This is a genomic window from Parafrankia sp. EAN1pec, assembly GCF_000018005.1.
In the GTDB taxonomy this organism is placed as follows: domain Bacteria; phylum Actinomycetota; class Actinomycetes; order Frankiales; family Frankiaceae; genus Parafrankia; species Parafrankia soli.
Window position 1 is genome coordinate 2,030,823 of the sequence record NC_009921.1, and the last position, 10,916, is coordinate 2,041,738.

11 protein-coding genes are annotated in these 10,916 nt (G+C 73.5%); 10 read left to right on the forward strand and 1 reads right to left on the reverse strand.

What is annotated here, in order from left to right:
- Positions 1-29: 29 nt before the first annotated feature.
- From FRANEAN1_RS08295 to nusB, 6 genes are all read left to right on the forward strand, one after another.
- Positions 30-701 (forward strand): A24 family peptidase, encoded by a 672-nt coding sequence (locus FRANEAN1_RS08295; RefSeq protein WP_041253862.1) that lies wholly within the window; start codon positions 30-32, stop codon positions 699-701.
- A 58-nt stretch (positions 702-759) separates the two neighbouring features.
- Positions 760-1,944: a chorismate synthase gene (aroC, locus tag FRANEAN1_RS08300; protein ID WP_020459310.1), complete on the forward strand. Its 1,185-nt coding sequence runs from the start codon at positions 760-762 to the stop codon at positions 1,942-1,944.
- Positions 1,945-1,946: 2 nt separating this feature from the next.
- Positions 1,947-2,510, forward strand: coding sequence for a shikimate kinase (locus FRANEAN1_RS08305; RefSeq protein WP_020459311.1), 564 nt, complete (start codon positions 1,947-1,949; stop codon positions 2,508-2,510).
- Entirely contained in the window at positions 2,510-3,625 is a 1,116-nt protein-coding gene (aroB, locus tag FRANEAN1_RS08310) for a 3-dehydroquinate synthase (protein ID WP_020459312.1), read from the forward strand. The genes FRANEAN1_RS08305 and aroB overlap by 1 nt, the downstream gene beginning before the upstream one ends.
- A 209-nt stretch (positions 3,626-3,834) precedes the next feature.
- Positions 3,835-4,398, forward strand: a complete 564-nt coding sequence (gene efp, locus FRANEAN1_RS08315) for an elongation factor P (protein WP_020459313.1) — start codon at positions 3,835-3,837, stop codon at positions 4,396-4,398.
- Entirely contained in the window at positions 4,395-4,859 is a 465-nt protein-coding gene (gene nusB / locus FRANEAN1_RS08320; RefSeq protein WP_083788184.1) for a transcription antitermination factor NusB, read from the forward strand. The genes efp and nusB overlap by 4 nt, the downstream gene beginning before the upstream one ends.
- Before the next feature lie 231 nt (positions 4,860-5,090).
- Here the strand turns inward: nusB and FRANEAN1_RS08325 are convergent, their stop codons facing one another.
- Positions 5,091-5,588 carry a transcriptional regulator gene (locus tag FRANEAN1_RS08325; protein ID WP_006540108.1) on the reverse strand — a complete coding sequence of 166 codons (498 nt, stop codon included), beginning with the start codon at positions 5,586-5,588 and terminating at the stop codon, positions 5,091-5,093.
- A gap of 561 nt (positions 5,589-6,149) precedes the next feature.
- Between FRANEAN1_RS08325 and pyrR the strand changes: the two genes are divergently transcribed.
- From pyrR to FRANEAN1_RS42055, 4 genes are read left to right on the forward strand one after another with little or no spacing between them, the layout of a single operon-like run.
- Positions 6,150-6,743: a bifunctional pyr operon transcriptional regulator/uracil phosphoribosyltransferase PyrR gene (gene pyrR / locus FRANEAN1_RS08330; RefSeq protein ID WP_020459315.1), complete on the forward strand. Its 594-nt coding sequence runs from the start codon at positions 6,150-6,152 to the stop codon at positions 6,741-6,743.
- A 43-nt stretch (positions 6,744-6,786) separates the two neighbouring features.
- Positions 6,787-7,716, forward strand: a complete 930-nt coding sequence (locus tag FRANEAN1_RS08335) for an aspartate carbamoyltransferase catalytic subunit (protein WP_020459316.1) — start codon at positions 6,787-6,789, stop codon at positions 7,714-7,716.
- The gene (locus FRANEAN1_RS08340) at positions 7,713-9,068 is read left to right on the forward strand and encodes a dihydroorotase (protein WP_020459317.1); all 1,356 of its coding nucleotides are present in this window, start codon (positions 7,713-7,715) and stop codon (positions 9,066-9,068) included. Before FRANEAN1_RS08335 ends, FRANEAN1_RS08340 begins: the two co-directional genes overlap by 4 nt.
- The gene (locus FRANEAN1_RS42055) at positions 9,065-10,840 is read left to right on the forward strand and encodes a hypothetical protein (RefSeq protein WP_020459318.1); all 1,776 of its coding nucleotides are present in this window, start codon (positions 9,065-9,067) and stop codon (positions 10,838-10,840) included. The genes FRANEAN1_RS08340 and FRANEAN1_RS42055 overlap by 4 nt, the downstream gene beginning before the upstream one ends.
- Positions 10,841-10,916 lie beyond the last annotated feature (76 nt).

Genomic DNA, 10,916 nt, shown 5'->3' on the forward strand with positions numbered 1-10,916 from the left:
CACGATGGTCAGGTGAACAGGGTGGTCAGGTGAACACGGTGGTGGTCGCCGCCACCGTGGCGGCCGCGGTCTGCGCCGCGCTGCCGATCCCGCTGCTGCCCCGGGTCGTCGACTCCTTCGATCCAGTGGACGGCCGTTTGCCGCGCCGGGCGACCCCCGCGCCGGCCGTGCTCGGCGCCGTCACCGCCGTCCTGATCGCCGCCGTCGCCGCGTCGACCTACCCGCACCCGGGACGTCTGCCCGCGTACCTGTACCTGACGGTCGTCGGGGTCGTGCTTGCCGCCGTGGACCTGCGGGTGCACCGCCTGCCGGACGTGATCGTGCTGCCCTCGTACGCCGTGCTGGCCGCGCTGCTCGCCGTGCCCGCGTTGGCCGAGGGCGCGCCCAACCGCTGGCCGCGGGCGCTGCTCGCCGGCGCCGTGGCCTGGCTGTTGTACGCGGGCCTGCGCCTGCTGCCGGGGGCCGGGCTGGGGCGGGGGGACGTGAAGCTCGCCGGGCTGCTCGGCGTGGCGACGGGCTGGCTGGGCTGGTCGGCCGTCGTGGTGTGGCTGGTCGCGACGACCATGATCTCCGGTGCGGTGGTCCTCGTGCTGCTGGCGCTGCGCCGTGTGTCCCGCCGTGATCCGATCGCCTACGGCCCGTTTCTGCTGTTCGGGGCGCTGATCGCGGTGCTCGGCGTGGGCTGGGAGCCGGCCGGCTGAGCGATCTCCGGCCCGCGACGGGGGCTCGTACCGGACCGGCCGTGAAAGACTGGCAGGCATGGTGCGTTGGTTGACAGCGGGGGAGTCACACGGCCCCGCACTGGTTGCGACGGTCGAGGGGTTGCCGGCGGGCATCCGGGTGTCCAGCACGGACATCGGCGCCGAGCTGGCCCGGCGCCGTCTCGGCCACGGTCGCGGCGCCCGGATGAAGTTCGAGCAGGATGAGATCGAGCTGCTCGGCGGCCTGCGGCACGGGGTCAGCCTGGGCGGCCCGGTGAGCGTCGTCGTGCGCAACACCGAGTGGCCGAAGTGGGAGCGGGTGATGGCGCCCGACCCAATCGACCCGGCGGAGCTGGAGGGGCTGGGCCGCAACGCCCCGCTCACCCGCCCGCGCCCGGGTCACGCCGACCTCGCCGGCATGCAGAAGTACGGCTTCGACGACGCGCGGCCGGTGCTGGAGCGGGCGAGCGCCCGGGAGACGGCCGCCCGGGTCGCGCTGGGCACGGTCGCCAGGGCGCTGCTGCGCCAGGCGTACGGCATCGAGGTGGTCTCGCACGTCGTCGCGATCGGCGCGGTCGAGGTACCACCCGGCACGCCGCCGCCGACCTCGTTGGCCGTCGTCGACGCCGACCCGGTGCGCTGTGCCGACCCGGCCAGCAGCGCGCTCATGGTCGCCGAGATCGACGCCGCCCACCGCGACGCGGACACCCTCGGCGGCATCGTCGAGGTGCTGGCCTACGGCTGCCCGCCGGGGCTGGGGAGCTACGTCCACGGCGACCGCCGGCTCGACGCGCGGCTCGCCGGCGAGCTGATGGGCATCCAGGCGATCAAGGGCGTCGAGTTCGGTGATGGTTTCCGCACCGCGCGCCGGCGCGGATCGGTCGCCCACGACGAGATCGAGCCGCTCGAGGGGCCGGGTCGGCGGGTCCGGCGGGCCAGCGATCGCGCCGGCGGAGTCGAGGGCGGGATGACGACAGGCGAGCCGCTGCGCGTCCGCGCGGCGATGAAGCCGATCTCATCCCTGTCGAAGCCGCTGGCCACGATCGACGTCGCCACCGGCGACCCGGCGGTCGCCATCGCCCAACGGTCGGACGTGTGCGCGGTGCCGGCGGCCGGCGTGGTCGCCGAGGCGATGGTCGCCCTCGTGCTCGCCGGCGCAGCGCTGGAGAAGTTCGGCGGCGACTCGGTGGAGGAGACCCGGCGCAACTACGAGGGCTACCTGAAGTCGCTGGCGGTGCGCTGACCATGCGCGCGGAGAGCGGGGCGCGGGCCGACGGGCCGGGGGCAGCTGTGTCCGGCCCGGTCGCCGTGCTGGTCGGCGCGCCGGGGGCGGGTAAGAGCACCGTCGGTATAGCGGTCGCGGCGCGCCTCGGGGTGGCCTTCCGTGACACCGACGCCGATGTCGAGTCGAACCTCGGAATGAGCGTCTCGGACGTGTTCCTGGAGCACGGCGAGGAGTACTTCCGCGCGGCGGAGCGGGCGGCGGTGCTGACCGCCCTGGCCGAGCACCCGGGTGTGCTCGCCCTGGGCGGCGGGGCCGTGCTGGACGCCGGCGTCCGCGCCGAGCTGGCCCGGCACTGGGTCGTCTACCTTGACGTGACCGCGTCTGACGCGGCGAAGCGGGTCGGGCTCGCGCGCGACCGGCCGCTGCTCGTGGAGGGCCCGCGGACCCGGCTGGCCGCGCTGCTGAAGGCCCGCCGTCCGCTGTACGAGGAGGTGGCCGCGATCACCGTGGACACCGCCGCCCTCGGGATCGACGACGTCGTCGCCGCGATCCTGATCGAGCTCGCCGGGAGGGCGGGGCACTGATGTGCGCGATGAAGGTTTCCGACATGGTCCGCATCCAGGTCACCCCGTCCGGTGACCGGGCCTACGACGTGGTGCTGGGCGAGGGCGCCCTCTGCGAGCTACCGGCGCTGGCCGCGGGGCGCACCCGGGTCATGGTCATTCACCCGCGAGCGCTGCGGGCCACCGCCGCGGCGGTCATCGCCGAGCTGCGGGCCGGCGCCGGTGCCGGCGTCGAGACGCACGCGTTCGAGGTGCCGGACGGCGAGGAGGCCAAGCAGCTGCGGGTCGCGGGCGCCTGCTGGGACGCCCTCGGCCGTGTCGGCTTCACCCGCGACGACCTGGTGGTCGGGCTCGGCGGCGGGACGACGACCGACCTGGCCGGGTTCGCCGCGGCGGGCTGGCTGCGTGGTGTCGACGTCATCCAGGTGCCCACCACCGTGCTCGGGATGGTCGATGCGGCGGTCGGTGGCAAGACGGGCATCGACATCGAGGCGGGCAAGAACCTCGTCGGCGCCTTCCACCAGCCGCTGGCGGTGCTCTGTGACCTGTCGACCCTGGCCAGCCTGCCGGCGGTCGAGGTCCGGGCCGGGCTCGCCGAGGTCGTCAAGGCCGGGTTCATCGCCGATCCGCGCATCCTCGAGCTGCTGGAGGCCGATCCGACCGGGTCGGCGCGGCTGCCCGAGCTCGTCGAGCGGTCGATCCGGGTCAAGGCGGCGGTGGTGTCCGGCGACCCGCGCGAGGCCGGCCGGCGCGAGATCCTGAACTACGGGCACACCCTCGCCCACGCGATCGAGAAGGTCGAGAACTTCTCCTGGCGGCACGGCGCGGCGGTCTCGGTCGGCATGGTCTTCGCCGCCGAGCTCTCCCGGCTCGTCGCCGGGCTCGACCGCGTGACCGCCGATCGCCACCGCGAGCTGCTGCGGGCCATCGGGCTGCCGGTGGAGTACCGGGGGGACCGCTGGCCGGCGCTGCTCGACGCGATGCGGGTGGACAAGAAGACCCGGGGCCGGCGGTTGCGTTTCGTTGTGCTCGAAGCGCTCGGCCGGCCGCGCGGATTCGACGATCCCGAGCCCGGCCTGCTGCTGGCCGCGTACGGCTCGGTCGCCGCGGGCGGTGTGAGCGCTACCGGGAACTGACCGTTCGGCTGGCACCGCGCGTGGTCCGCCGTGGGCTGCGAGGCGGCCATGCCCTCGATCTGTAGACTTTGCCGCGGCCTGACCCGGTGACGGGCGGCGGGCCGGCGATCGACCAGCTGACGGTCGGTCGACAACACGGCGATCGGCCATACGGCGATCAGGCCTACGGCGATCGGCCGGACGGCGACCGGAACGGAGAGACACGCGCAGTGGCGACAACGAACGACCTGAAGAACGGCATGACGCTCGACATCGACGGGGTGTTGTGGAACGTCGTCGGATTCCAGCACGTCAAGCCGGGCAAGGGCGGGGCGTTCGTCCGGACGACGCTGAAGAACGTGCTCACCGGCAAGGTGGTCGACCGGACGTTCAACGCCGGAATCAAGGTGGACGTCGCGACCGTCGACCGCCGCGAGATGACCTACCTCTACCGTGACGGCGCCGACTTCGTGTTCATGGACAGCGAGTCGTACGACCAGATCCCGGTCCCTCCGGGAGTGGTCGGCGGGGTTGCCGACTACATGCTGGAGAACACGATTGCCACCGTCGCGCTGCACGACGACGCGCCGCTGTACGTCGAGCTTCCGGCGAGCGTCGAGCTGACCATCTCCGCGACGGACCCGGGCGTCCAGGGCGACCGCTCGACCGGCGGCACCAAGCCGGCGACGCTCGAGACCGGCGCGAACATCCAGGTGCCGCTGTTCATCACCACCGGCGAGAAGGTCAAGGTCGACACCCGCGACGGCCGGTACCTGGGCCGGGTGACGAGCTGAGCGCCAGGTCCAAGGCCCGCAAGCGGGCGCTGGACGTCCTCTACGAGGCGGACATGCGCTCGGCGCGGGCGATGGAGACCCTTGCCGCGCACCGGGCGCAGGCCGACCCGCCGGTGCCGGACTACACCTCGGACCTCGTCGAGGGCGTGGTGGCCCACCTGGCCGAGATAGACGCGCACATCGCCCGGTTCGCCCAGGGCTGGACACTGGACCGGATGCCCCCGGTGGACCGGAACATCCTCCGGATCGCGGTGCTGGAGCTGTTCTGGCGTTCCGACGTGCCGGACCGGGTCGTGATCGACGAGGCGGTGCGGCTGGCCAAGACGATCTCCACTGAGCGGTCGCCGGCATTCGTCAACGGCCTGCTGGCGAGCCTGCTCAAGGAGAAACCGGTGCCGGAGGGAAGCCCTCGGGCAGCCGGGGCGGCTGAGGCCGTGGGCGGCGAGTCGGCCGAGGCCTGAGCTCGCGTACCGAGGCTCGCGCCTGAGTCTGCGCGGTGTCCCGGTACGTCACGGATGTGACGTACCGGGTCGTCCCCCAGAAGATTCCTGGTGCTGGTGCTGGTGCTGTGCGTGCCACCGCTGGGTGGTGGAGCGGAGCGACGGTACCCCCGGTGACCGTCCGCCCGTGGTGCCTGGTGCTTCCGGATGCCCGGGCCGGGCATCCGAGTGTGGAACCAGCCGACGGCGGGACTAGGCGTCCGACGCGGCCGGCTCGCTGCCCTGCTCCGGCGAGAGAACACCCCAGGACACGAGCTGCTCGGTGAGCTTGCTCGGGGAGGTGTCGTAGATGACCGCGAGGGAACGCAGGTCCTCGTAACGGATTGAGAGCACCCGGCCGTTGTAGTCGCCGCGCTGGCTCTGGATGGTGGCCGCGTACCGCGCGAGCGGACCGCCCTGCTCCTTGGGAACCTGCGCGAGACGTTCGAGGTCGAGGACGATGCGCGGGGACTGCTCGAGGGGCGCCACGGTGGAGCCTTCGGGGAGCAGCTCCCCTACCGGCACGCCGTAGAACTCGGCCAGTTCAGACAGGCGCTGGACGGTGACGGCGCGGTCTCCACGCTCGTAGGAGCCCACCACGACGGCCTTCCAGCGACCGTGCGACTTCTCCTCGACGCCATGAAGCGAGAGCCCCTGCTGGGTGCGTATCGCGCGCAGCCGAGCACCGAGCGCCTTCGCATAGTCGGACATCGAAGTGCCCACTCCTGTCGTGGTCGATCAGCTGGAACCGGGGCTCTTGCCGCCGGCGGTTACCGATAGTAGTGCCCGCCAGGTTGAGGCTCGACACCCGGGGGGTCGTGTCGCCTCTTTCTTTGTACCACTTTCTGTAGCCTCCTGGTTGCGGCTGGCATTAGCGCCGCTGGTACTTCCCGGATGGGGCGCTGGCCGGCGCGTTTCGTCTATCTACGGTGACGTGTGGTGACGATTTCGGTGCTCGGTATGCGGAGCATCGTGATCCGTGTCACTCTCAGCAACGGCTCTCGCGGGCTGGTCGAAGCGTCCACGGAATCCGTCCGTGCCGGGCCGACGTCTTGCGTGGCCCCGGCCCTCAGGCCTGCTCGACCGGTCCCTTGGGCCCGGAGGCGGCTGGTACCGTCGCGTGGACCGCTCCTTTAAGGACCGTCCAGTGAGGCGGGGAAGGAGGGACACCTCGTGGCCTCGGCCGCACAAGGCGACCCTGCCCGGAACACGACCGGGCGTACCGGGCGTACCGCCCGTCCACGGGACGAGCTCCGTGCCGGGACGGCCGATGTGAGCAGCACCCCCACCGGATCCGAGGGGCTCACCGGGTCCGAGGGGCTCGGCATCACCCGCACCGTGCTCTCCGCCGCCGACATGAACCGGGTTGTGAGCCGGATGGCGCACCAGGTGCTGGAGAAGACCTCCGGCGGCGACGGCGTGGTCCTGCTCGGCATCCCGACCCGCGGCGTGCCGCTCGCGGAGCGGCTGGCGCGCCGGGTGGCCGCGGTCGAGGGCGTGACCCTTCCCGTGGGCTCCCTGGACCCGACGATGTACCGGGACGACCTGCGGCTGCGCGGCGTGCGCCCGCTCGAGGTGACCGAGATCCCCGACTGCGGGGTCGACGGGATGGTCGTCGTCCTGGTCGACGACGTCCTCTACTCCGGGCGCACCGCCCGGGCCGCGCTCGACGCGCTGTCCGCCTATGGCCGCCCCCGCGCTGTGCAGCTCGCCGTCCTGGTCGACCGGGGCCACCGCGAGCTGCCCATCCGCGCCGACTACGTGGGGAAGAACATGCCCACCTCGCGCCGCGAGTCGGTCGCCGTCCGGCTCCGGGAGGTCGACGGCGCCGACGCCGTCCTCATCGTCTCGTCGGACGCGCCGTGACCGCGCACGCGACCCCGCGCCGCCGTCCGAGGTGGTGGGTGTGATGAACCATCTGCTTTCCACCGCGGATCTCAAGCTCGACGACGCGCTGCTGGTGCTCGACACGGCGGACCGCATGGCGCGGGTCGCGGACGCGCCGGTCCGCAAGCTGCCGACGCTGCGCGGCCGGACCGTGGTCAATCTGTTCTTCGAGGACTCCACCCGTACCCGCACGTCCTTCGAGGTCGCCGCCAAGAGGCTGTCGGCAGATGTGATCAATTTTTCGGCCCGGGGGTCAAGCGTGTCGAAGGGCGAGAGCCTGAAGGACACAGCGCAGACCCTCGAGGCGATGGGCGCGGACGCCGTCGTCTGCCGTCATCCCGCGAGCGGCGCCCCGCACCGGCTGGCCAGCTGGGTGCGCGGCAGCGTCGTGAACGCCGGTGACGGTACGCACGAGCACCCCACCCAGGCGCTGCTCGACGCCTTCACCATCCGCCGCCGGCTCGGCCGGCTGGACGGGCTGGCCGTGACGATCGTCGGGGACGTCCTGCACTCGCGGGTGGCCCGCTCCAATGTCTGGTTGCTGACGACCCTCGGTGCGCGGGTGACCGTGGTCGCCCCGCCCACGCTGCTGCCGCTCGGTATCTCCGGGTGGCCCGTCGAGGTGTCCTACGACCTCGAGTCGGTCCTGCCCAAGAGCGACGTGGTCATGATGTTGCGTGTGCAGCGGGAGCGGATGTCCGCGGCGTTCTTCCCGACCGAGCGGGAGTACAGCCGCCGTTACGGCCTCGACGCGGACCGGGCCGCGCTCATGCCCGAGCATGCCCTGGTCATGCACCCCGGGCCGATGGTCCGCGGGATGGAGATCGCCTCCTCGGTGGCCGACTCGCCGCGCTCGACGGTGGTCGAGCAGGTCGCGAACGGCGTGAGCGTCCGCATGGCCGTCCTCTACCTGCTGCTCGGCGGCAGCGGCGCCGAACGGGAGTCCTCATGACATCGGTGATCGTGGTGCGTGGCGTCCGTCCGCTGGGCGGTGACGCGCGGGATCTGGTGATCGCCGGCGGGACGATCGCCGCTGTCGCGCCGGCCGGGGGCGGCGAGCACACCGGCGTCGTGGCCGAGGCCACCGCGGGCTCCGCCGACGGCACCCGCCCCGCCCCCCTGGTCGTCGACGCCACCGGGCTCGTGGCGCTGCCCGGGCTCGTTGACCTGCACACCCACCTGCGCGAGCCTGGCCGGGAGGACGCCGAGACGGTCGACTCCGGTACCCGCGCGGCGGCGCTCGGCGGCTACACGACGGTGTTCGCGATGGCCAACACCGACCCCGTCGCCGACACCGCCGGGGTGGTCGAGCAGGTGTGGCGGCTCGGCCAGGACGCCGGGCACTGCGACGTGCGCCCGGTCGGCGCGGTGACCAGGGGGCTCGCCGGCGAGCGGCTCGCCGAGCTGGGCGCCATGGCCTCCTCCGCGGCGGCGGTCCGGATGTTCTCCGACGACGGTCACTGTGTGTCCGACGCGTTGCTCATGCGCCGCGCGCTCGAGTACGTCAAGGCCTTCGACGGCGTGATCGCGCAGCACGCGGAGGAGCCGAGGCTGACCGCCGGGGCGCAGATGAACGAGGGCGCCATGGCCGCGCGGCTGGGCCTGCCCGGCTGGCCGGCCGTCGCAGAGGAGGCGATCATCGCCCGGGACGCCCTGCTGACCGGGCACGTCGGGTCGCGCCTGCACATCTGCCACGTGTCCACGGCGGGCTCGGTCGAGCTCATCCGGTGGGCCAAGGCGAAGGGCTGGCGGGTGACCGCGGAGGTCACCCCGCACCACCTGCTGCTCACCGAGGAGCTCGTCGCCTCGTACGACCCGGTGTACAAGGTCAATCCGCCGTTGCGCACCGCGGCCGACACAGAGGCACTGCGAGCCGGTCTCGCGGACGGCACGATCGACTGTGTGGCCACCGATCACGCCCCGCACGCCTCCGAGGACAAGGAGACGGAGTGGGCCGCCGCCCGGCCCGGGATGCTCGGCCTCGAGACAGCGCTGTCCATCGTGATCCAGACCATGGTCGAAACCGGCCGGCTCGACTGGGCCGGTGTCGCCGACCGGATGGCGCTGGCGCCGGCCCGGATCGGCGCCGTCGCCGACACGCCGCGTGACCCGGCGAGCTTCGCCCAGGTGGGCGCGCCCGCCACCCTGACCCTGCTCGACCCGGAGGCGCGACGGGTGATCGATCCACTCGCCGTCGCCAGCCGGAGCAGCAACACTCCGTACGGTGGCCGCACGCTGCCCGGTGCCATTCGGGCGACGTTCCTGCGAGGCCGGCCCACCGTGCTCGACGGGAAGATCATATGACCTCCGCCTCACGATCCACATCCCTGCCGGGGATTACCCCGTTCGCGCTGGCCGGCCCCGTGCTGGCCGCCGGTGGCAAGGATCAGACGGGCCTGCACCTGCTCCTCGCCTTCGGCCTGTTGCTGCTGGTCGTGGCAGTCGTGGGCGCGATGCGACGGGCCTGGCGCGGCCGTGCGCAACAGCAGGAGGAGAACCTGCCGGACCTGCCCGAGCCGCCGGAGCAGACCGGGAACGTGCTGGCCGCCCCGCTGCGTGGGCGCTACCTCGGCACGGTGGACGCCGGCCACTGGCGGGAGTGGATCGCCGCGCGCGGCCTGGCCGGGCACGACGGCGACTACATCGCCGTCTACGAGCTTGGAGTGCGGGTCGACCGGGACGGCGAGGCGTTCTGGATCCCCCGGGAGGCCGTGCGGGGCGCCCGCCTCGAGCGGGCGCACGCCGGGAAGGTCGCCGCGCCGAGCCGGCTGATCGTGGTCGCGTGGTCGTTCGAGGGCCGGGAGCTGGAGGCCGGCTTCCGCGGCGAGGACCGGGCCCGCCAGCCGAAGGTCGTCCGCTCCGTGCACGACCTCATCGGGCCGGCGCCCGCCCAGCCGATGTCCGGCGACATCACCTCGCCGCACGCCCTGCCCCGGCCGCGCAACCGGCTGCGGCCCCGCGTGCCGGCGCCGGCACGCCCGGCCGAGCCCGGCGCGCCGGCCGCCGCGGCCCCCGCCCGCGGGCAGCGTCATGATCTCGCCGCGGTGGCCCCGGGCGGGCCCGCGACGATGCCGATCCCGGTCAACGGCCGCCAGCCCCGGTCGGAGCGGGCCGGGTGGCGCCGCGGTGGCGCCGCGGCCAGTCAGGGCGCCGCCGCCGAGACCCACGCCGGCCAGCGCGGATACAGCGCGGACGCGCCCGGCCCGGTCGCCTCCGGCGGCTACGACACCGCTGCCCACGGGACGGGTGCCCTTAGGACGGGTGCCCAGGACACGGGCGCCTACGACATCCGCGCCCACGTCACCGGCGCGCACAGCATCAGTACCGACAGTACCGGCGTCCACGGCACCGGCGCCCACGGCGCCAGTGCGTACGACACCGGTGCGTACGACACCGGCTCCCACGGTGCTGGCGGGTACGGGACGGGCTCGCACCGGACGGGTGCGTACGACACCGGCGGTTACCGGCCAGGTGCCCACGACGTGGGCGCCCAGGGCTCCCAGGCCGTGAGCGGCGGGACGGCCGGCTACGACACCGCCGGCTACAGCACAGCCGGCTATGACACGGCCGGGTACGGGACTGACAGCTACGACCTGCGTCGCCAGGGCACCGGCGGGCTGGACGCGCGCGGCCACGCCACCGGCGGGTACGGGCGCCCCGGCGCCCCCGGGCCGGCCGCTCCCGACCAGGGGGGGCTCGATTCGGCCGCGTACCACCTGGGTGCCGGCGACACCGGCGTCCACGGCTCGGGTGCCTACGGCTCGGGTGCCTACGGCTCGGGTGCCTACGGCTCCGGTGCCAACGACACGGGTGCCCACGACTCGCGTGGATACGGCCAGGGCGCATACGGCCAGGGCCGGCGCGACCCGGGCGGACGTGACCAGGGTGGATACGACCGGGAGGCGTACGCCTCCCGCGGCCGGGCCGGCACGCCGCCGGCCGTCGGCGCGCCGGGTGACCAAGGGAACTACTGGCGGACCGGCGCCGACCCGGCGGAGCGGCCGCGAGACCAGGGGACCGACGCGTTCACCGCACCGCCCGGTGAGGCCTCGTACCGACGGGAGGAGTACCCGTGACAGCGGCGCCCTGGCGGTCTGCCAGGGGTGGAGGGGGCCTGGCCGGCAGCCGGGCACGACGGATCGATGCGGGGGT